Annotated in this window: 16 protein-coding genes; 7 read left to right on the top strand and 9 right to left on the bottom strand. The window is 65.1% G+C overall.

The features are described from left to right. Positions 1–72: 72 nt before the first annotated feature. The 5 genes from FAZ95_RS31970 to FAZ95_RS31950 all read left to right on the top strand — a co-directional run bounded on the left by FAZ95_RS31970 (position 73) and on the right by FAZ95_RS31950 (position 6390). Entirely contained in the window at positions 73–1197 is a 1125-nt protein-coding gene (locus FAZ95_RS31970) for an FAD binding domain-containing protein (protein WP_137336415.1), read from the top strand. Positions 1198–1432: 235 nt separating this feature from the next. Then, positions 1433–2128, top strand: coding sequence for a hydrolase (locus FAZ95_RS31965; protein WP_137336414.1), 696 nt, complete (start codon positions 1433–1435; stop codon positions 2126–2128). A 220-nt stretch (positions 2129–2348) separates the two neighbouring features. Then, positions 2349–3632, top strand: a complete 1284-nt coding sequence (locus FAZ95_RS31960) for a c-type cytochrome (RefSeq protein ID WP_137336413.1) — start codon at positions 2349–2351, stop codon at positions 3630–3632. Then, positions 3629–4129, top strand: a complete 501-nt coding sequence (locus tag FAZ95_RS31955; protein WP_137336412.1) for a (2Fe-2S)-binding protein — start codon at positions 3629–3631, stop codon at positions 4127–4129. Before FAZ95_RS31960 ends, FAZ95_RS31955 begins: the two co-directional genes overlap by 4 nt. Beyond that, a complete protein-coding gene (locus FAZ95_RS31950; RefSeq protein WP_137336411.1) occupies positions 4129–6390 on the top strand; it encodes a xanthine dehydrogenase family protein molybdopterin-binding subunit in 2262 nt (753 codons plus the stop codon). Before FAZ95_RS31955 ends, FAZ95_RS31950 begins: the two co-directional genes overlap by 1 nt. Positions 6391–6433: 43 nt before the next feature. On the opposite strand, the gene FAZ95_RS31945 is transcribed toward FAZ95_RS31950, so the two are convergent. The 5 genes from FAZ95_RS31945 to FAZ95_RS31925 form a co-directional block, all read right to left on the bottom strand. Further along, on the bottom strand, positions 6434–6847 hold the full coding sequence (locus FAZ95_RS31945) for a PRC-barrel domain-containing protein (protein WP_437437795.1): 414 nt from the start codon (positions 6845–6847) through the stop codon (positions 6434–6436). Between the two features lie 70 nt (positions 6848–6917). Continuing rightward, on the bottom strand, positions 6918–8378 hold the full coding sequence (locus FAZ95_RS31940) for an alginate export family protein (protein ID WP_137336409.1): 1461 nt from the start codon (positions 8376–8378) through the stop codon (positions 6918–6920). A gap of 14 nt (positions 8379–8392) precedes the next feature. Beyond that, positions 8393–9274 (bottom strand): VOC family protein, encoded by an 882-nt coding sequence (locus FAZ95_RS31935; protein ID WP_175425898.1) that lies wholly within the window; start codon positions 9272–9274, stop codon positions 8393–8395. Between the two features lie 112 nt (positions 9275–9386). Continuing rightward, on the bottom strand, positions 9387–10379 hold the full coding sequence (locus tag FAZ95_RS31930; protein WP_137336407.1) for an alpha/beta fold hydrolase: 993 nt from the start codon (positions 10377–10379) through the stop codon (positions 9387–9389). A gap of 210 nt (positions 10380–10589) precedes the next feature. Next, the gene (locus tag FAZ95_RS31925; RefSeq protein ID WP_137336406.1) at positions 10590–12314 is read right to left on the bottom strand and encodes an FAD-dependent oxidoreductase; all 1725 of its coding nucleotides are present in this window, start codon (positions 12312–12314) and stop codon (positions 10590–10592) included. Between the two features lie 299 nt (positions 12315–12613). Here FAZ95_RS31925 and FAZ95_RS31920 point away from each other — a divergent pair, with 299 nt between their 5' ends. Beyond that, a complete protein-coding gene (locus tag FAZ95_RS31920; RefSeq protein WP_137336405.1) occupies positions 12614–13522 on the top strand; it encodes a LysR family transcriptional regulator in 909 nt (302 codons plus the stop codon). Positions 13523–13565: 43 nt separating this feature from the next. On the opposite strand, the gene FAZ95_RS31915 is transcribed toward FAZ95_RS31920, so the two are convergent. The 4 genes from FAZ95_RS31915 to FAZ95_RS31900 all read right to left on the bottom strand — a co-directional run bounded on the left by FAZ95_RS31915 (position 13566) and on the right by FAZ95_RS31900 (position 17976). Next, the gene (locus FAZ95_RS31915) at positions 13566–16166 is read right to left on the bottom strand and encodes an ATP-binding protein (protein ID WP_137336404.1); all 2601 of its coding nucleotides are present in this window, start codon (positions 16164–16166) and stop codon (positions 13566–13568) included. 258 nt (positions 16167–16424) lie between these two features. Beyond that, positions 16425–16907, bottom strand: coding sequence for a DUF3331 domain-containing protein (locus FAZ95_RS31910; protein ID WP_137336403.1), 483 nt, complete (start codon positions 16905–16907; stop codon positions 16425–16427). 38 nt (positions 16908–16945) lie between these two features. Continuing rightward, on the bottom strand, positions 16946–17629 hold the full coding sequence (locus FAZ95_RS31905) for a YoaK family protein (RefSeq protein WP_254700026.1): 684 nt from the start codon (positions 17627–17629) through the stop codon (positions 16946–16948). Positions 17630–17703: 74 nt separating this feature from the next. Further along, on the bottom strand, positions 17704–17976 hold the full coding sequence (locus tag FAZ95_RS31900; RefSeq protein ID WP_137336402.1) for a DUF1427 family protein: 273 nt from the start codon (positions 17974–17976) through the stop codon (positions 17704–17706). Positions 17977–18278: 302 nt separating this feature from the next. Here FAZ95_RS31900 and FAZ95_RS31895 point away from each other — a divergent pair, with 302 nt between their 5' ends. After that, positions 18279–20156: an amidohydrolase gene (locus FAZ95_RS31895; RefSeq protein WP_137336401.1), complete on the top strand. Its 1878-nt coding sequence runs from the start codon at positions 18279–18281 to the stop codon at positions 20154–20156. The last annotated feature ends 15 nt before the right edge of the window (positions 20157–20171 follow it).

The raw sequence follows: 20171 nt of genomic DNA, 5'->3' as shown, positions 1-20171 counted from the left end.
GCATGATGCGATCGTCGATTCGACTTTCAACGCGCAGTGCTTCGCGCCTGCCGATCACGGGAGTGGTTCACGATGAAAGTAGTCATTGCCGGCGGCTCGATAGCGGGCCTCGCAGCCGCACTGACGCTCGATTGCATAGGGCACGACGTGGCGATCTACGAGCGCTCGCCCACTCCGCTGCGCGGACAAGGCGGCGGCGTGGCGGTCCTGCGGCGCATGATGGCGTTTCTCGAACAGCACGGGCATCACTGCCGCGACATGATCAGCGTGCCGACGCATCGCCGGCGCTGGATCGATCGTGATGGAGCCGTCACGCGCGACGAACCGGAGATGCTGCCGTTCTCGTCGTGGGATGCGGTCTACCGCTCGCTGTGCAGCACGCTGCCGCCAGGGCGGATCCACTACGGTCGCTCGGTAACGGGCTTCGAGCAGGATGCCGGCGGCATCGACGTTCATATCGACGATCAACGCATTCGCGCCGACGTCCTGCTCGCCGCCGACGGTACGGGCTCGAGCCTTCGCGCCCGGCTCTTTCCCGATTACGCGCCGTCGTTTGCGGGCTATATCGCTTGGCGCGGCATCGTCGACGAAGCCGACTTCGACGCGGCGGCCATCGCCACGCTGGTCGAGAACATGACGCTTCACAAGGCGCCGGGCGAACTGTTCATGGCATTTCTGATTCCCGCGCTCGACGGGTCGCTCGAGCCGGGGACGCGGCGCTTCAACTGGCTCTGGTATCGCAACGAAACGGACTCAGACACGCTGCGCCGCCACCTGACCGATCAGGCGGGACAAGTCCATCACGCATCGATACACCCCGGTCAACTCTCGGACGATTCCGTCGCGACGCTGAGGCAACTCGCGAGCGAGCGGCTGCCTTCGGTCTTCTCCCAACTGGTCCTCGCCACCCGCGCTCCGTTCATTCAGGCCATCTTCGACGCACTGAGCCCGGACTTCGTCGAGGGCCGTGTGGCCCTGATCGGCGACGCAGCGTGCACCGTGAGGCCGCACACGGCATCCGGCACATCGAAGGCGGCACGCGATGCCGTTTCACTCGCTGAATCGCTGCCTGCGGACGCAACCGACGTCGTTCAGCGACTCGCTGCTTGGTCGGCGGAGCGCCGCGCGGAAGTGACGTCGCTGCTCGAAAAAGGACCGCAACTGGCCGCGACGTTCGGACTTGGCAGGCCGCTTTGAGGTGTCTCGTATGTTGAATGTCAATCAATGTACGAACGTCTAATCCATTTAATGCGCCTGCCTTTAAAAATATTAATTAAGAACAATTCATTCAAAGAGATATATCGGGTCTCCTAGACTAATCGGGGCGGCGGACACGCATTCCACACAAGTCCAACGCGCCGAATACTGCCCGGCCCCAATGGGTCGCCGGCAGTCCCCTGTTAGCTATTCTCGTGAATAGAGGAATCAACTCATGCGTAATCCTAAACTTGACGTTCTGACGCCCGAAAACAGTCAGATCATTTTCATCGACTTGCAGCCGCAGATGGCATTCGGCGTGCAGTCGATCGACCGCCAGGTGCTGAAGAGCAACGCCGTCGGGCTGGCGAAGGCCGCAAAGACATTCAACATCCCGACCACGATCACCACGGTCGAGACGGAAAGTTTTTCCGGCTATGCATTTCCGGAGCTGCTCGACGTGTTTCCGGATCACCCCGTGCTCGAGCGCTCGTCGATGAATTCCTGGGACGATCAAAAGGTGCGCAACGCCCTGGCGAAGAACGGTCGCAAGAAGGTGGTCGTGGCCGGTCTGTGGACGGAGGTCTGCAACCTCACGTTCGCCCTGTGTGCGATGGACGAAGGCGAATACGAGATCTACATGGTCGCCGACGCTTCAGGCGGCACGTCGAAGGAGGCTCACGACTACGCGATGCAGCGCATGATCCAGGCGGGCGTCGTTCCCGTCACCTGGCAGCAGGTGTTGCTCGAATGGCAGCGCGACTGGGCCCGCCGCGAGACCTACGATGCCGTGATGAACATCGTTCGCGACCACTCGGGTGCGTACGGCATGGGCGTCGACTACGCCTACACGATGGTCCACAAGGCGCCGCAGCGCGCGAAAGCGAAGCATGAAATGCTCGCGCCGGTGCCGGCGCCGATCAAGAAATAACCATCGCGCCTGCGCCAAGAGACGCTGTTCCTGGCAGCAACCGAACGGGCGCCAGTTATTGAGCGCCCGTATTCGGACAAGCTCGCGAACGTGCATGCGCAAAGGGTTCAGAACGTTTCAGCGTCGCTTCAGGACTTCACGGCCCCACCTCTCTAAGCTCCTTCCATAATCCGCCGCGTCTGCAGCTTGCGTGGCGCGCAGCGATTCGTCAGGAGCACGCATGAAACACAAACGACTAGGGTTCGGCGCTGCCGGGATTGCGCTCGCCGGTCTGGCGATCGCGATCGGCGTCATGTACGAGCCGTCGATCGACCCGATCGGGCCGCCGGCGCCGGCTTCGTTCGATCCAAAGCTCGTTCGCGAGGGCGCGCGCATCGTCGCGCTCGGCGACTGCATCGTCTGCCACACCGCGAAGGACGGCAAGCCGTTCGCGGGCGGCCTGCCGCTCGCGACGCCGTTCGGCACGATCTACGCGACCAACATCACGCCCGACCCCGAAACCGGGATCGGACGGTGGTCGCAAGAAGCGTTCGCTCGAGCACTGCGCCGCGGCATCTCGCGCGACGGTCATCAACTCTATCCGGCGTTCCCATACATCCATTTCACGCGCATCTCCGACCACGACATCGCGGCCGCCTATGCGTACCTGATGACGCGCGAACCGGTAGACGCATCGGCGCCCGCTAACGATCTGATCTTCCCGCTCAACTTCCGCCCGCCCGTCGCCTTCTGGAACATCCTGTTCCTGCGCAAGGGCGAGTACCAGCCCGATACGACGCAATCTGCGCAATGGAATCGCGGCAAGCTGCTGGTCGACGGCCTCGGACACTGCGCGTCGTGCCATTCGCCGCTGAACGCGATCGGCGGCGAGCAAGCCGGTAAAGCGTTCGACGGCGGGATCGTCGACGGCTGGGAAGCGCCGCCGCTCAATGCGCTCGGCAACGCGGTGCATCCGTGGACCCAGGCGCAGCTCGTCACCTATCTGCGTACCGGCCGCGCGAGCGAGCACGGCGCGGCTGCCGGGCCGATGCTGCCGGTCACGCGCGATCTCGCGACGGTGCCGGTCGAGGACGTCGAGGCGATCACGTCGTACATCCTGTCGATCCAGAAGCCGGGTACCGCGGCGCCATCCGCGATGACGGCCGTCGCGGGCAAGACGATGACGCCCGGCGAAGCGCGCGGCTCGGCGCTGTTCCAGGCGTCGTGCGCGCAATGCCACGGCCCGGCCTCGCCGATGCAGGCGATCGGCGAACGGCCGACGCTCGCGTTCAGCACGGCAGTCAACGCGGATACGCCGCGCAACGCGATTCAGATGATGTCCAACGGGATCGGCTGGCACGGCGAAGACACCCTCAACTACATGCCGTCGTTCATCGACCAGTACGACGACCAGCAGATCGCGGATCTCGCCGCTTACATCCGCGGCGCGTATTCCAATCGCCCTGCCTGGTCCGACGTCGAAGCGATGGCCGCGAAGCTCAGAAAGGAGGACAGCGCGCGATGATGACCTTGACCGTGAACGGCGTCCAGCACGCGCTCGACATCGACCCGTCCACCCCGCTCCTGTACGCGCTGCGCAACGACTTGCACCTGCACGGCGCGAAGTTCGGCTGCGGCCTCGGACAATGCGGCGCATGCACGGTGATCGTCGACGACAAGCCGATGTTCTCGTGCCTGATTCCGGTCGCCGCGGTCGGGCAGCGGCGCGTGAGGACCATCGAGAGTCTCGGCACGGCCGACCATCCGGGGCCGCTTCAACAAGCGTTCATCGAGCATCAGGCCGCGCAGTGCGGCTACTGCATCGCCGGCATGATCATGCGCGCCCAGGCACTGCTCGAGCGCAACCCAAAGCCCACCGAAGGCGAACTGCGCACCCACATGGAGCCGAATCTGTGCCGCTGCGGCACGCACATGCGGATTCTCGCGGCCGTGCGCCAAGTCGCCGGCCTGCCGGAACCGGACGGCGCATCCCAACCCGTCACGCTCAGCAAGGCGCTCTGATGAACGATCACGACGACATCGACCAAGGCCGCCGCCACTTCATGTTCTCGGGCGCGCTCTTCGTTGCGTTCAGCCTCGCTCCGGGCGCCCGCGCGCTCGCGCAGGAAGTGCTCGCCGACGAAGGCGCCGCCGTCCACGTGGCGAAGGCAACCGAAACGCTGGCAGGCAGCCTGAAGACCAATCCGCTCCTGGACGCGTGGATCAAGATCACGCCGGGAGGCTTGGTCACCGTGTTCACCGGCAAGGTCGAGCTCGGCACCGGCGTGCGCACCGCCCTGCTGCAGGTGGCCGCCGAGGAGCTGAACATGAAGCCCTCGCTGATCACGTTCCTGACCGCCGACACGGGCGCATCGCCCGACGAAGGGTTGACCGCCGGCAGCCATACGATGGCCGACAGCGGCAGCGCGCTGTTGAACGCATCGGCGCAGGTGCGCGGGCTGCTGGTCGACGGCGCCGCCAAGCACTTCGGCGTCGACGCAAGCACGCTGACGGTCAGCGATGCCGTCATCAAGGCGCCGGACGGCCGCACGATGAGCTATGGCGACGCAATCGGGATCGTCGACCTGCATCGCAAGGCCACGCCCACGTCGCCTTTGAAAGATCCGGCCACGTTCACCACGATCGGCACGTCGTTGCCTCGGCTCGACATTCCGAACAAGGTCACCGGCGGCGTCAGCTACGTGCAGGACATGCAACTGCCCGGCATGCTGCACGCGCGCGTGGTGATGCCGCCGGTCTACGACGCGAAGCTGCTGTCGTTCGACGAGGCCGCGATCCTGAAGATGCCGGGCGTCGTGCGGATCGTCCGCAACGGCAGCATGCTCGCGGTCGTCGCTCATGGCGAGTGGCAAGCGGTCGTCGCGCAGCGCGCGCTCGCAGCAAACTGCCAATGGTCGCCCGGCCGCGCGCTGCCCGATCGCGAGAAGGTTCACGAGGACTTGAAGCGAATCTCGACGCAACGCATCGAGATCGCCAACACGCACTCTGCCACCGCACCGGCGGCAAAGACGCTGACCGCGACGTTCCGGAAGAACTACCTGCTGCACGGCTCCATCGGACCGTCGTGCTCGGTCGCGCACCTCGACAACGGGGTCCTGACCGTATGGACCCACTCGCAAGGCGTGTATCCGCTGCGCGACGCGCTCGCCGAAATGCTGTCGATGCCGAAGCCGAGCATCCGCTGCATTCACACCGAAGGCTCCGGCTGCTACGGGCACAACGGCGCGGACGACGTCGCCGCGCATGCGGCGCTGATCGCGGCCGCGATGCCGGGCCAGCCGATCCGGGTCCAGTGGATGCGCGAGCAGGAGCACACGTGGGATCACTTCACGCCCGCGATGGTGACCGAGGTCAGCGCGTCGCTCGACGCGAGCGGCCATATCGTCGACTGGCAGTACGAGCTGTGGAGCAACTCGCACAATGAGCGGATCGTCAACGCCGGCAGACTCTTGCCCGCGCGGATGCTGGAGACGCCGTTCGTCTCCGCGCCGTCGACGCCGATGCTGCAGCCCGAAGGCGGCGGCGACCGCAACGCGATTCCGCTCTACGCGCTTCCGGCGATGCACATCGTCAACAACTTCTCGCCGACGATGCCGTTGCAGACCTCGGCAATGCGTTCGCTCGGCGCGCATACGAACGTGTGGGCGATCGAGAGCTTCATGGACGAACTCGCGCACGCGGCCGGCGTCGAGCCGGTGGCGTTCCGGCTGCGCCACATGCAAGACCCGCGCGCGCGCCACGTGATCGAGCTCGCCGCCCAGCAGTTCGGCTGGCCGCGGCCGCCGCGAGCGCGCAATCGCGGAGTCGGCTTCGCGTTCGGCAAATACAAGAACCTGATGGCCTATGTCGCGATGGCGGTCGAAATCACGGTCGTCCCGGAAACGGGACAGGTGATCCTCGAACACGCGGACGTGGCCGTCGACGCCGGGCAGATCGTCTCGCCGGACGGCATCCGCAATCAGATCGAAGGCGGCATCGTTCAGTCGGCGAGCTGGTCGCTGTACGAAGAGCTGAAATACGACACGCAGAGGGTGCGCAGCTTCGACTGGAGCAGCTATCCGATCCTGCGCTTTTCGGCGGCGCCGCGCAGCCTGAAGGTCCACCTGATCAATCGTCCGGGTGCACCGTTCCTCGGCGCGGCCGAGGCTTCGATGGGGCCGACTGCCGGCGCGCTCGCGAATGCGATCTTCGACGCGACCGGCCAGCGCATGCGCGAAATGCCGTTTGCGGGCGACGGCCTTAGGAAACGCATCGACGCATGACTCTGAAGGACGGCGCCCTGAAAAACCAGGGCGCCTGCCGGACTCAGTGACGCAAGTACTCGGTCCGCGCCACAGGCACAACGGGCACGTGCGGGTATTGGAACGTCGGCATCGCCTTGATCGCTTCGCGCGTGCCGCCCGCGAGCGTGAGCTTCCCGTCGGCGAAGTCGAGCTGGCTCACGGGAATGGCGACGTCGTGCTGCGAGACGCCCGCGAACTGATGGGCTGCGACGATCACGAACGATGCGGAGTCATCGGGCGCGATGATGATGTCGTGCACGACGCCGATCTGTTCACCCTTGTCGTTGACGACCGGCTTGCCAAGGAACGACTTCTTTACGCTCCAGCCGCGAACGATAAGATCGGCTTGCGTCACGCTGATGCCAATGGGCTGCACGCCCGCCACCTGCGCGGTTGCATGCAAGGAAACACTGCCCATTGCAAGAGCCAGCAGCATTGCCGTAAGGAGACTTGATTTCTTCATTTTCGACTTCCTGGTTGGTTAAAAAATAGTTGAGCCGTGCCCTTTACCAGCCGAGCTTGGCTTCCACGCCCACATAATCCGCATTGCGCGCGCCGAGCGCGCGAAGCGAATCGCCTACCTCGAAATGAACCGCCTCGACGGCGAGCGCGACGTTCGGATTGACGAGCCAGTCCACCCGCACCTGCTCATACATGCCGGTCCAGGCGGTGCCCTTGCCCGCGGTGCCGGGCACCACCTGCATGCCCTGTCCGTAGACCGCATCCTGCGTGGTCGCGCGCCACTGAAATCCGACTGCCGTGAGGATCGTGACGTTGGAGGCCGCCTTGAGCGTCAATGACGGCTTGATGTGATACAGATTGCTGTATCCCGTATAGCCCGCGAGCGTGAAGTAGTAGCCGTTCGGAAACAGCGGATTGAAGGTCCCGAGATGGCCGTCGCCGGGATGCCGGTCGCCCGACGCGCCGTCCACTTGGAGACCGAGCCGCGGCGCGCCCGTGACGGACGCGAACGTATAGCCGCCCAAGAGCCCGAACGCCCATGCGCCGATCGTGTCGTTGGCGATGTGCCCGGTCTGAGCCATCGTTTCCGCGTCCCAGTCGACGTGCTCGGTCTTTCCCGCGTAGCGCACGTCGAACACGTCGCGATGCTCGGCGCCGGCCGCGTCGAGATAGTGCGCGTTGCCGTTGATGTAGCGCGACCAGTAGGCGGACAGATCGCCGGGCCCCACCTTCGAGCGCTCGACGCGCACGCCGCTGAACGTCAGATGGCGATTCGACACGTCGTCGAACGTCGTGACGTCGCGATACTGGACCGGCTGCGTTAGATAGCCGATCAAGCGCCATTTGCCGATTTCGTAGTCGGCCCAGATCGCGTCGAACGCTTGGCGCACGTTGGGACCGTCGCGCACCGAAACGAAACGCTGCAAGTCGAACGCCATCTCCTGCCGGCCGATGCGGGTCTTCAGCGTGCCGCCGCCCACGCCATAGACGAACGCCACGAACGCCTGCTCGATGTCGAGCTGATCCTTGTCGACCGGCGTCACCGTGTTCTTGCCGAAAGGACGCGCATCTTCCAGCTGGAAAAACGCCTGGACGTGACTGCCGAACCGTGCGTCCGCGTGTACTTCCGCGCGCTGGATCACGTAGTTGTCGTCACGCCCGTTGCCGAGGCCGAAGAGCGAAGCGTTGTTCAGCTCGAAGCGCTCGCGCAGGTTCGCACCGAGCGAGAGATAGGTGGACGGATCGCTGCCGAGAGGGATGTATTTGAGCGAGTCGAGCGGTTCCTTCGGCACGCACGGATTCGCGAGCACCCCCCAGTTCTCCTGCCAGCGATTGAACAGGACGGCGGGCCGCGTCGCGTTACACGCCGTGGCAGGACTCGTCCCCTGCGCCGCGGTTTGGGGCGGGTCCTGCACGGGATCGGCGGCCCATGCCTCGCCGCCGTTCGCGAGCGCGGACGCAACCAGCGCCGCGCCCGCGGTCGCCTTCGACAACACACGTCTCATCGGCAAGCACCCGGCTACTTGGACCACTCGTGGATTTCGGCGATATAGCCGCCCGGAAACTCGACCATCGCCGTGCGCCCTTCGACCGTGCGGCTCGGCGCAGACAGCACCTTGACGCCCGCGCCTTGCGCTTTCGCCAGCGTCGCGTCGAGATCGGCAACCCGGTAGCCGGTCACTTCACGCCCGAACGGATAGGGCAGCCTGCCGTCCGTCGCGAACACGAGCATCTCGCCGAAGTCGGAGGTCACGCGCACGCGCCGGATCGTCTCGCCCGGCCGCCCGATCTCCGCGCCGTCCGCGCCATGCTCGTCCGACACCACCTTGCCGTGCGAGAAGCACAGGAAGTCCTCGATGAACTTGTCGGCGCTCTGCTTGGACACGTAGACGCGATTGTCGGGCACCCGCTCGAGCGGATCGTACGAAGGCGTCTTGGTGTGCCAGTACAACTGCATCGTGAGCCCGCCCGGCCACTGGATGATCGCGTCCTTGCCGATCGGGTCGTCGAACTTGTCGACGATCACGTCGGCACCCGCGGCCTGCGCGGCACGAATCGCATCGTCTATATTGGTGACCAGATACCCCGTGCGCTCATTGCCGAACGGGTACGGCACCGGCGTCTGAAACGCAAACACGGACAGCATGCCCACGGGCGTCTTTACGTACTGCGAAGCGGTCTTGCTCGGCGTCGGCGTGACGGTGAACACCGCGCGCGGCGAAGCCTTGCCGCCGAACGTGGTGATGAAGCTGTTCACGAATGCGTCGAAGTCCGCGCTCGCGACGTAGACGTGCGTCGTGTCGTATTGCGGCCCGACCGACACAGCGGCAACCTGCTTGGCCCGGCAGACCGGTTGCGCCGAAGCCGGCGTGCAGGCAAGCGCCACGCCGAGCGCCAGCATCGAAGCGATCGCCGCGCTCAGCGCACGGCGTACATGGATATGGCTCACGGAATACTCCCTCACTCTATTTCGCCGGCGCGGGGGCCGGCGAAATCGTTGCACCCGGTTTGGGTTACTGCTTCAGAAACGCGAGCAGGTCCTCGTTGACCTTCTCTGCGTGGGTGCTGCACATGCCATGCGGTGCGCCTGCATAGATTTTCAGCGTCGCGTTCTTGACGATCTTCGCCGAGAGCTTCGCCGAATCGTCGATCGGCACGATCTGATCGTCGTCGCCGTGCAGGATCAGCGTCGGCACGTCGATCTTCTTCAGGTCTTCCGTGTAGTCGACTTCGGAGAACTGCTTGATGCACTCGTACTGGCCTTTGATCGAGCCTTGCATGCCCTGACGCCAGAAGTCCTGAATCAAGCCCTGCGAGGTCTTCGCGTTCGGACGGTTGAAGCCGTAGAACGGCGTCGCGAGATCCAGATAGAACTGCGAGCGGTTCGCCGCGACTTGTGCGCGGATACCGTCGAACACGGACATGTCGAGGCCGCCCGGGTTGGTCGCGCTCTTCACCATCTGCGGCGGAACCGCGCCGATCAACACAGCCTTGGCCACGCGCTTCGAGCCATGACGCCCGATGTAGTGCGCGACTTCGCCGCCGCCCGTCGAATGACCGACCAGCATGGCGTTACGCACGTCGAGCGCGTCGAGCACCGCGGCGAGGTCGTCGGCGTAGGTATCCATGTCGTTGCCGTGCGACGGCTGGCCCGAGCGGCCGTGGCCGCGCCGGTCGTGCGCGATCACGCGATAGCCTTGATTGACGAGGAACAGCATCTGCGGATCCCAGGCGTCGGCGGACAGCGGCCAGCCGTGCGAGAACACCACGGGCGTGCCAGTGCCCCAGTCCTTGAAGTAGATCTCGGTGCCGTCCTTCGCCTTCACATAGCTGCCCTCTTGCCGGCCGCCGGCAGCGGAGTGGCTCGCGTGTGCACCGCCGCTCGTGGTCGCGGCAGACGCCGACAGCGCAGAAAAGGCCGCGGCTGCGCCGGCCATGCCGGCACTCGCCGAGAGCAGCCTGCGTCGCGACGCAGAAAGGGTGGTGGTTTTGTTTTGAGCGTCCATTTCAGTTCTCAGCCGTTACGTTCGTTTCTGCGCCGCCGAGTGGCTGCGGCGCTGCCTGGAGGGTTCAAGACACAGCGAATGGAATCCTTGCGTCATGAGGGGCACAGCTTAGTCGGCACGCCGCGATAAAGTCCTTATTGACGGCTTAAACGTTCTGAAGTCGCGGCGAGGTGCGAAGCGAAGGCGTGAAGGGAATACGTCGAATGGTGGCTAGCCGCTCTGCACTTCCGTACTCAGGTCTGCGAGGTAGGCGTGGATCTGGCTGATCACCGCCGCGCCGTCGCCGACCGCCGTGGCCACGCGCTTGGCCGAGCCGGAGCGCACGTCGCCGATCGCGAACATGCCGCTCACGCTCGTCTGAAGCGGGTACGTCTCGTGTTCGTATGGCGAGCCGCGGCGCGCCCCGGCGAGACCGGTCAACACGAAACCGCGCGGGTCCAATTCGACGCCGCTCGATGCCAGCCAGTCGGTCTTGGGATCGGCGCCGATGAAGAGAAAGAGATGGCGCGACGCGATCACTTCGTCCTCGCCGTCGTTGCGGATGTGAACGCGAGCGAGTCCGGCCGCATCCGCCTCGAGGGCTTCGAGCGTGCAGCGCGTGCAGACCGATACGTTCGGCAATGCGCCGATGCGGTCGATCAGATACCTCGACATGCTCGCGTCGAGTCCTTCACCGCGGATCAGAACGCGAATGCTGCGGGCGAAATTGGCGAGGAACACGACGGCCTGGCCCGCCGAGTTTCCGCCGCCGATCAACACGATATCCTGCCCCTTCACGAGCTTCGCCTCGATCGGCGACGCCCAGTAGTAGATGCCGCGTCCATCGAAGCGATCGAAATCCGGCACCTGCGGCTTGCGGTAAGCGGCGCCGCTTGCGATCACCACGGTACGCGCGCAGATTTGCTGGCCGTCGGCAAGCGCAAGCGTGAAGTGCGTGTCATGCCGCGCGATGTCGGTGACCTTGCCTGGAATCGCCAGATGGGCGCCGAACTTCAGCGCCTGCTGGAATGCTCTTGCCGCCAGCGCCTGACCTGAGATTCCGGTCGGAAAGCCGAGGTAGTTTTCGATCCGCGAGCTCGCCCCCGCTTGCCCGCCCGGCGCACGCTGGTCGAACACTGCCACCGACAGCCCTTCGGTGGCCGCATACACGGCCGCCGCGAGCCCGGCCGGGCCTGCGCCGACGATCGCGATGTCGTAGGTGCACGAGCTCTGGAAGGCCGGCACGAGCCCTAGGCGCGTGGCCAGCTGGACTTCGTCGGGTGCGCGCAGCACGGAGCCGTCGGGGCAGAACACGAGCGGAAAATCCGCCGGCCCCGCCGTCATGCCCGACAGCAGCGTGACCGCTTCCTCGTTATGACGGACATCGAGCACCGACGCGGGATAAGCATTGCGGCGCAGGAAACCCTGCAGGCCGATGAGCCGGCCGTCCGATCCGTCGCCGACGATGATCGGCCCCAGCCCCTGCTCGATCAGTCCCAGGCGCCTCAGGATCAGCGCCCGCATGATGTGCTCGCCGAGCTGCGCGTCGGCCACGATCAACGCCCTCAACTGCTCCGGTTCGACGACGAGCGTCTCGCAGTGCGTCAGCGCCACACCGTCGACGAGCGCGGGCTTGCCCGACAGCTGGGCCATCTCCGCCATGAAGTGTCCCGCCTCGTGCTCGGTCACGAGCGTCGAGCGGCCCAGCGAATCGCGCGTGGAGATCCGCACGCTGCCTTGCAGAAGCACGAACAGACCGAGGGCGACACGGCCGGTTTCGAAAATCATCTCGCCGGCCTGGAACGACATCGGCTTCGCGAAGCGTTGCAGGCTGAGAATCTCCGCCGGCGACAAGCGAGGGAACATCTGATACCGGCGATGTTCAAGCGACGTATAGGGAACCTCCAATTCCGGCGCCGCGTCTTCGGCCTGCGGGAAAGGGTCCGTGCTGCTCATGAGTACCTCGATGTCGTTGCGTGATGCGTCACGCGACGAAGCTTAACGAGGTACAGCCGAAAACTCCTTAGCCGCGCCTTAAAACTTCTGAAGCGAACCGAGGCACGCGGCTCCTGTAACGAAGCACCTGCAACGTTTCACCAGTCGAACCGGGGGAACGGCCATGCACCGCGTCTTCATCCTATCGCCGCTGTTAATTTCCCCTTAAGCGCGCCCATATGGCCACGACTCACGATACGATGCCGGTCATGCGCCGCGAACGTTTGCGCGCCCATGCGACACAACCACCGGAAATCCACATGAAGTTGTCATTCGAAGCGCTCGAAGCGCTCGACGTCATCGACCGCGTCGGCACGTTTGCCGAAGCAGCTGAAATGCTGCACCGCGTGCCGTCCTCGCTCACCTATCTCGTGCAGAAACTCGAAAGCGATCTTGGCGTGGAGCTGTTCGACCGCAGCGGCCGGCGTGCGAAGCTCACGCATGCGGGACGCGTCGTCGTGGAGGAAGGGCGCCGGCTGCTGCATGCGGCCGAGCAGCTCGAGTGCAAAGCGCGCCGCATCCAGGAAGGCTGGGAAGCGGAGCTGCGCTTGTGCATCGACGAGATCCTGCCGTTCGGCGCCCTATGGCCCTACGTGCATGGGTTTTACGACCTCGAAATGGATACGCGGCTGCGTCTGTCGACCGAAGTGCTCGGCGGCACCTGGGATGCGTTGATCACGCGGCGCGCGGATCTGGTGGTGGGCGCCGCCGGCGATCCTCCGCAGCTGCCGAACATCATCGCGCGTCCGGTGGGCTCGCTGCGGCACGTGTTCGCCGTCGCGCCCGATCATCCGCTCGCGCGTCTGCCCGAGCCGTTGACGATGGACGCCGTCGTCCACTATCGCGGAGCCGTCATCAGCGACACGTCGCGCGAGCTTAAGCCGCGCTCGGTTGCGACCGACAACGGTCAGCCCTGCATCGCCGTGCCGACGCTCGCCGCCAAGCTGGCCGCGCAATGCGAAGGCATCGCCGTGGGCACCTTGCCCGAATGCATCGCTCAGCCCGCCATCGACGCAGGCAAGCTCGTTGCGCGGCGCGTGACCGGCATGCGCGAAGTGACCTATTGCTACCTTGCGTGGCGCGAAGACGAAGCCGGCCGCGCCTTGACGTGGTGGGTCGAACAACTGGACCGTCCCGATCTGATCGATCGCTTCATCGCGCAGATCTAACGCTAACGGCGCAGGCTAGGCGCAATCCTCCGAACAAAAGCCGTCAATCGATCTCGCTGCGAGTCGCGAGATCGGCGCCCAGCCGGCACAGGTTCAGATAGAACCAGCGGTCGCCCGTTGCCGCGCAGTGCTGCAACGCCTCATCGAGCACGGCCTCCGCTTCTTCGCGGCGACCGCATTCGTTCAACGCGCGCGCATACTGCGCCAGCAGCATGGTCCACTGCGCGAGATAGCCCGTCTGCCGCACGGCATCGAGCGCCGCGCGAAACTCCGGCAGCCGCGTGGGATCGGGCTCGGCGATGGACTTCAGATATTGGTCATAGCATTCGCTGCACGCGAGCCAGACCATGAAGCCTCCCTGCTTCGCACGCGTGCGCAACAGCGCGATGCCCTCGCGGGCAAGCTCGAACTCGCCGCTCAAGAGCGCGACCGGCACCAGCCCTTCGACGAGCACGTAGCACGTCACGATGTCGTGCCCATAGCACAGCGCCGCTTCGAGCGCACACTGCGCGGTCTTCAGCGCCTCGCTCGTTTCTCCCTGGGTCCACAGCACGCGCGCCAACGTCGCGCGCGCAACGATGCCGGGCTCGATGCGAAACCCCGGGATGCCCCAGTGGTCGGTAGGACATTCGTAGTTGCACAGCAACTGCCCGAGCCGCTCGCGTGCCGCCTCAGGCTCGCCCGCATAATGCAGCGCGACAGACTCGAGCCGCCCCGCCACCAGGGAGAACGCCGGATGATCGGCCATCTGCGCGAGCGCGCCGAAACGGCGCGCCAGCTGCAGCGCGGCGTGCGCGTCCCCTCCGTACTGACGGATGCTCCACAGTCCCCACAAGGCGCGCAGCTCGAACTCGGCGTTGTTGGTCGCCACCGCGAGCGACAGCACCTCGGACCACGCTTCGTGCACGGCCGGCACCGGGCCCTGCGTAAACAGCAACGCTGCGCCATAGGCCGCGAGAAGCGGCAAGCGGCTTTCGGCGGGAACCGGTGCGACTTCCGGGGCGCGCATCGCATCGAGCGCGGCGCGGGCCCGTTCGCAGCATTCGTCGACCAGCGAAAGATCGAAGAGGCACGGCACGGCGACCGCCGCCAAGGCGATGCCGACGGCACGGTCGCCATCGGGCGCGAAGGCCCAATCGAGCGCCGCGCGAAGATTGCCGAGCTCATGCCGGAACGCCATGAACCACGGGGTCGTCTTCGCAGCGGCAAGCCGCGTCGGCGCTCGGGAGAGGATCGCGCGGAAATAGGTGGCGTGCGCGAGCGCGGCGGCCTTGCGCTCCCCATGATCCTCGAGCTGCTTCAGCGCGTAGGCTCGCGTGATCTCGAGCAGCCGGTAACGCGTCGCCGCTTCCTCGCTCTCTCGCACCACGAGCGACTTCGCGACGAGACCGCTCAGGGCATCGAGCACCTCGGTGCAAGAAAACCCGCGTTCCTTGATCACGTGATACGCGGCATCGAACGAGAAGCCGTTCATGAAAACGCCCAGCGAGCGCAGCAACGCGCGCTCGGTATCGTCGAGCAGGCGATAGCTCCAGTCGAGCATGGCCTTCAAGGTCTGATGGCGCGGCAACGCCGTGCGGAAGCCGCCGGCGAGAATCCGAAAGTGGTCGTCGAGGTGCTCGGCCAACACTTCCACGCCAAGGACCGCGGCGCGTGCCGCAGCCAGTTCGACGGCGAGCGGGATGCCGTCGAGCCGGCGGCAGATGAGCCCCGTCACGAGCAGCGTGCGGTCATCGAGCGGAAAGCGCGGGTCCGCCGCCCGGGCGCGATCGACGAACAACTGGACGGCGCTCGCTGCCAGGATGTCCTCGGCGGTACCGCCCTCGTCGGGCACGTCGAGCGGCTGGACCGGATACAGCAGTTCGCCCGGGACACGCAAGGCTTCACGGCTCGTGGCGAGGACATAGAGCCCTTCGTTGGCCTCGCTGATGGCGCTCGCGATCTGCGCCACCTCGTCGATCAGATGCTCGCAATTGTCGAGCAAGAGCAGCATGTGCCGGCCCGCCACGCGCGACGCGATATCGTCGAGCGACAGGCGCCCGACGGGCATCGGCAGGCCGAGCGCGGCCGCCAGCGCATCGAGCGCGAAGCGCGGGTCGGATACCGACGCAAACGGAACGAACACCACGCCATCGGCAAAGCGGCTGCCGATTTGCGCGGCCACTTCGATGGCGATACGCGTCTTGCCGATGCCGCCCGCTCCCACGAGCGTGACGACCTTCGTCGTATCGAGCGCGCCGACGATTTCGGCGATCGTCGCCTCGCGGCCGACCAAGGATGAAACACAATAGGGCATGCCATGCGCCGGCGCCATCCGCAACGGACGCATCGGCTCTCGTGCGACCGCCGGCTCGGGATTGGCGGCGACGAGCCGATAGCCGCGGCCCGGCACGGTGCGGATCAGATCGCGATCGCCGGCCAGCGCCTTGCGCAGCGCGGCGATGTGAACCTGAAGGTTGTTCTCCTGGACGACAACGTTTGGCCAAACGGCGCGGATGATCTCGTCTTTCGAAACCAGCGCGCCTCCGGCACGAATCAACACTTCGAGGATATCGAACGCGCGGCTGCCGATGCGCAGCGACTCGCCGTTCGAGCGAACTTCACGGTTCTCTAGAAAGACATCTAATTGTCCAATTTGGATCATTGCGAGCCGTCTTTCGGGAATTCAATCTCTGCTAAAACGAAGCGCTGGGGACGCAGCGCGGAAGCACATGCTACGGCATTCGCATGGCACGTTGTTTTAAATATTCCGAATCTACTATTCGATATTTTTGATTGAATTCGGAACAGCTGCCGCGCTGCATGGCGTGCATCAGTCGGCGAGCGGATGGCACGCATGCTTCACACGATTGAATGTCCCCGCAGAGACGCCGCTCGCGCGAGGCACACCGACGCTCGAGCATCAGGAGGCTGCTCGCAGCTCCGGCAGCAGGCCAACCAGATCCATACGAACCGATTCCATGTGGACGGATTCCGTTCGCACGACCATTCGTTCGAGTTCGGCCGCGAGAATCATCTCCGCGCTGTTGGCCGGGGGATGCTCGCCTCGCCATTGCGGCTTGTAGATCATCTCGCCGCGGCGAATCGCACGACCGGTCAGCGCGCAGTGGCCGCTGCGCCGCGAACGCCCGCTGGTCCAGCGCTGATCGATATAGCGGCAGCGCGTCGAATCGCTCCACGACACGAGCATCGAGCGTTCGCTTTGCCTCTCCACGGCGACCACCGACGTCCGGCACAGCGCGACGTTAGCTGTTCCGCTCGCGCCAGTGCGCAGGCCGCTGTGCGCTTTAAACGCATCGATGGTCGCCGGCTGCGTCACCTTCCACCCTACGGCATGCGGGTCAAGCAACGAGAGCACTTGCTCCCAGCGATTGAACTCGTTCATCTTCGCTCGTCCTCGCAATTAGAGACCCTGGATCCGGTTCACTCGCCCACGGCGCATGCCTCGGTGCTGGCTCGCAAGGCGAGTATCGCCAGCAGCGTGACCGGAAACAGCAAGGCCCAGAACGATGCCTGCACCCAGGCAATGGCGGCAACGATCGCGCCCACGGCAAAGCCGCAGACAGGAAGCAACGTATCGGCGAAGCGCGCGCGAGCCGCGGCCTTTGTCTCGGCGCCGCGGCCCATCATCGCTTCGATTGCATCGATCACGCCGAGCGTGATGTTCTGCGTCATCGTCGTAGTGAGCGGTTTTCCGGCCAGCACGAGTTGGCTATGGCCGTTCTGAATGCCCATGGCGATCGCGCCGAACAGTCCGGCCACGATGACCGCGGCGCTGTCCGCCGAATGCACGGGCAACGCGGCAAGACCCGCAAACATCATGAAGCTCAGGCAGACGGCCTGCAGCACGTAGATCGCCCGCTCCGCGGACACGCCGCGGCGCACGCTGAATTCCACGGCGCATTTCGCCACCGCGACGCCTGCGATGAACGCAGGAAACGCCGACAGCTTGAGCAACACGCCCTGCCCTTGCCCGACGATGTTGGCGCCGATCAGCACGAAGTTGGTTGTCACGTGCGAGGTGAAGAGGCCGAATAGTCCGACAAAACCGAAGGTATCGACGTATCCGGCGAGGAACGCAAGGACCGTGATGAGCCGTTGGGGCAAGGAGTTTGCGCCTAGATTTTCAGCTTGCATCCCCGGTGGCATGAGCGTCATGATGGTTGTTCTCCGGCGCGCCGTTATGGCTTCGTCTCGCCGGAGACCGAGCCTGTGCCGTCCCCGTCCGCGCCGCTGCCGGAGGGACTTGCGCCCGGCTTCGCGGGTGCGCTCACAGCCGGGGGCGCGCTGCGCGCGGCGAGATGCTCCTTCAACTGCGTGACCAACTGGTCGCCGCCCAGCATCCCGAGCAATCCGGCCAGCGCAATCAGTGGCGGCGCCGGCGACTTCAGTCCCAGCAAACCGTACCCGATACCGAAGAGCAGCCCTGATAAGAGCGAATAGACATACGACATGACTTCAATCCTCGTGATGGAGCGTGGCGCTTTCGAGCGTCGTCGACATGACCGCTCGGGACGCCACTGCCGGTTCGAACCATCGTAGCAACGCCGCGTCAAGACGCGCATTTAAACGTTCTGAAATCTCCTGGCAGCCGTGCACGGCTGCACGCTTTAAGAACGCTTAAGGCGCGGCTCAGGACTTTAAGCGCAGGGTTGGGTTAACTTGGGGGAAGAGGAAGGCGCCTGCGGATGGACTGCCTTCGCACCATCCATGGACAACGTTGTCCAGTTCACACACCAAACGAGAGGAAAGAGCGATGACTGCCCAACTGAATGAAGCAGCGACAGCGGACACCGTTTTCTTCAACGGCAAGATTGCAACCCAGGACGACAAGCGCTCGTTCGTGACGGCGATCGCAGTCAAGGACGGCCGCGTCCTCGCCACCGGCAGCGATCACAACGTCATGCAGCGCGCCGACGCGAATACGAAGCGCATCGACCTGCAAGGCCGCACGGTCATCCCTGGCCTGAACGACTCGCACCTGCACGTGATTCGCGGCGGCCTGAACTTCAACATGGAGCTGCGTTGGGACGGCGTGCCCTCGCTCGCCGACGCGCTCGACATGCTGCGCCGCCAGGTGGCGCGCACGCCCGCGCCGCAATGGGTTCGCGTGGTGGGCGGCTGGAACGAGCTGCAGTTCGCGGAACGGCGCGGCCCGACGCTCGAAGAAATCAACGCGATCGCGCCGGACACGCCGGTGTTCCTCCTGCACCTTTATGACAGCGCGCTGCTGAACGGCGCCGCGCTACGCGCGGTCGGCTACACGAAGGACACGCCCAACCCGCCGGGCGGCGAGATCCAGCGCGACAGGAGCGGCAACCCTACCGGCATGCTGATCGCCCGTCCCAACGCCGGGTTGCTATACGCGACGCTCGCCAAAGGTCCGAAGCTGCCCTATGACGATCAGGTGAATTCCACGCGTCACTTCATGCGCGAGTTGAACCGCCTTGGCGTGACGAGCGCGATCGACGCGGGCGGCGGCTACCAGGCGTACCCGGACGACTACGCGGTCATCATGGAACTGGCGAAGCGCGGCGAGCTCACGATGCGCATCGCGTACAACCTCTTTACACAGAACGCGAAGAAGGAGATCGAAGACTTCGCGAAGTGGGTGAAGATGACGAAGCCCGGCGACGGCGACGAATTCCTGCGCGTGAACGGCGCGGGCGAGATGCTGGTGTTCTCCGCCGCGGACTTCGAAGACTTTCTGGAGCCGCGTCCCGACCTGCCCGATACGCTCGAAACGGAACTCACCGACGTGGTGAAGCTGCTCGTGCAGAACCGCTGGCCGTTCCGCCTGCACGCCACCTACGACGAGTCGATCGGCCGCTTCCTCAACGTGTTCGAAGCGGTGAACCGCGAAGTGCCGTTCAACGGGTTGCGCTGGTTCTTCGACCATTGCGAGACGATTTCCGAAGCCAACATCGCCCGCATTGCCGCGCTCGGCGGCGGCATCGCCGTGCAGCACCGGATGGCCTACCAGGGCGAATACTTCATCCATCGCTACGGCGCCGAAGCCGCCGAGCGCACGCCACCCATCCAGAAGATGCTGGCCGCGGGCCTGCCGGTCGGCGCGGGCACCGATGCGACGCGCGTGGCGAGCTTCAACCCCTTCGTCTCGCTGTACTGGATGGTGTCGGGCCGCACGGTGGGCGGCACGCTGCTCTACCCCGATCGCAACCGGCTCGACCGCATGGAAGCGTTGCGCCGCTACACGGTGGGCAGCGCCTGGTTCTCCAGCGAGGAAGACCGCAAGGGCGCGCTGATGCCCGGCCAGTACGCGGACTTCGCCGCGCTGACCGACGACTTCTTCACCGTCGACGAAGAGCGGATCAAATACCTGGCTTCGGTGCTCACGGTCGTCAACGGCAAAGTCGTGTATGCCGACGAAGAGTTCAGCCCGCTCGCGCCGGCCGACCTGCCCGTCAGCCCCTCGTGGTCGCCCGTGGCGGAGTTCGGCGGCTACAGCCGCTACCGGCCGTCGGCCGCATCCGCGCGCGCCTGCGTGGACGGCTGCGCGAACCTGTGCGGCGTCCATGCTCACAGCCATATGTGGGCCTGGCGCAGCAACGTGCCGGTGAGCGACGACAACAGCTTTTGGGGCGCGCTCGGCTGCAGCTGCTTCGCGTTCTGAACCGACGGCCCGACT

This window comes from Trinickia violacea (assembly GCF_005280735.1).
Lineage (GTDB): Bacteria > Pseudomonadota > Gammaproteobacteria > Burkholderiales > Burkholderiaceae > Trinickia_A > Trinickia_A violacea.
This window is presented reverse-complemented; position numbering and strand designations above follow the sequence as displayed.

What these genes read in the sequence shown, in the direction of transcription:
- FAZ95_RS31925 (WP_137336406.1), bottom strand. Translation starts at nt 12,314, where the DNA reads ATGAGCAGCACGGACCCTTTCCCGCAGGCCGAAGACGCGGCGCCGGAA.
- FAZ95_RS31955 (WP_137336412.1), top strand. Translation starts at nt 3,629, where the DNA reads ATGATGACCTTGACCGTGAACGGCGTCCAGCACGCGCTCGACATCGAC.
- FAZ95_RS31950 (WP_137336411.1), top strand. Translation starts at nt 4,129, where the DNA reads ATGAACGATCACGACGACATCGACCAAGGCCGCCGCCACTTCATGTTC.
- FAZ95_RS31960 (WP_137336413.1), top strand. Translation starts at nt 2,349, where the DNA reads ATGAAACACAAACGACTAGGGTTCGGCGCTGCCGGGATTGCGCTCGCC.
- FAZ95_RS31965 (WP_137336414.1), top strand. Translation starts at nt 1,433, where the DNA reads ATGCGTAATCCTAAACTTGACGTTCTGACGCCCGAAAACAGTCAGATC.
- FAZ95_RS31895 (WP_137336401.1), top strand. Translation starts at nt 18,279, where the DNA reads ATGACTGCCCAACTGAATGAAGCAGCGACAGCGGACACCGTTTTCTTC.
- FAZ95_RS31920 (WP_137336405.1), top strand. Translation starts at nt 12,614, where the DNA reads ATGAAGTTGTCATTCGAAGCGCTCGAAGCGCTCGACGTCATCGACCGC.
- FAZ95_RS31915 (WP_137336404.1), bottom strand. Translation starts at nt 16,166, where the DNA reads ATGATCCAAATTGGACAATTAGATGTCTTTCTAGAGAACCGTGAAGTT.
- FAZ95_RS31935 (WP_175425898.1), bottom strand. Translation starts at nt 9,274, where the DNA reads ATGCTGGCGCTCGGCGTGGCGCTTGCCTGCACGCCGGCTTCGGCGCAA.
- FAZ95_RS31900 (WP_137336402.1), bottom strand. Translation starts at nt 17,976, where the DNA reads ATGTCGTATGTCTATTCGCTCTTATCAGGGCTGCTCTTCGGTATCGGG.
- FAZ95_RS31910 (WP_137336403.1), bottom strand. Translation starts at nt 16,907, where the DNA reads ATGAACGAGTTCAATCGCTGGGAGCAAGTGCTCTCGTTGCTTGACCCG.
- FAZ95_RS31930 (WP_137336407.1), bottom strand. Translation starts at nt 10,379, where the DNA reads ATGGACGCTCAAAACAAAACCACCACCCTTTCTGCGTCGCGACGCAGG.
- FAZ95_RS31940 (WP_137336409.1), bottom strand. Translation starts at nt 8,378, where the DNA reads ATGAGACGTGTGTTGTCGAAGGCGACCGCGGGCGCGGCGCTGGTTGCG.
- FAZ95_RS31970 (WP_137336415.1), top strand. Translation starts at nt 73, where the DNA reads ATGAAAGTAGTCATTGCCGGCGGCTCGATAGCGGGCCTCGCAGCCGCA.
- FAZ95_RS31945 (WP_437437795.1), bottom strand. Translation starts at nt 6,847, where the DNA reads ATGCTGCTGGCTCTTGCAATGGGCAGTGTTTCCTTGCATGCAACCGCG.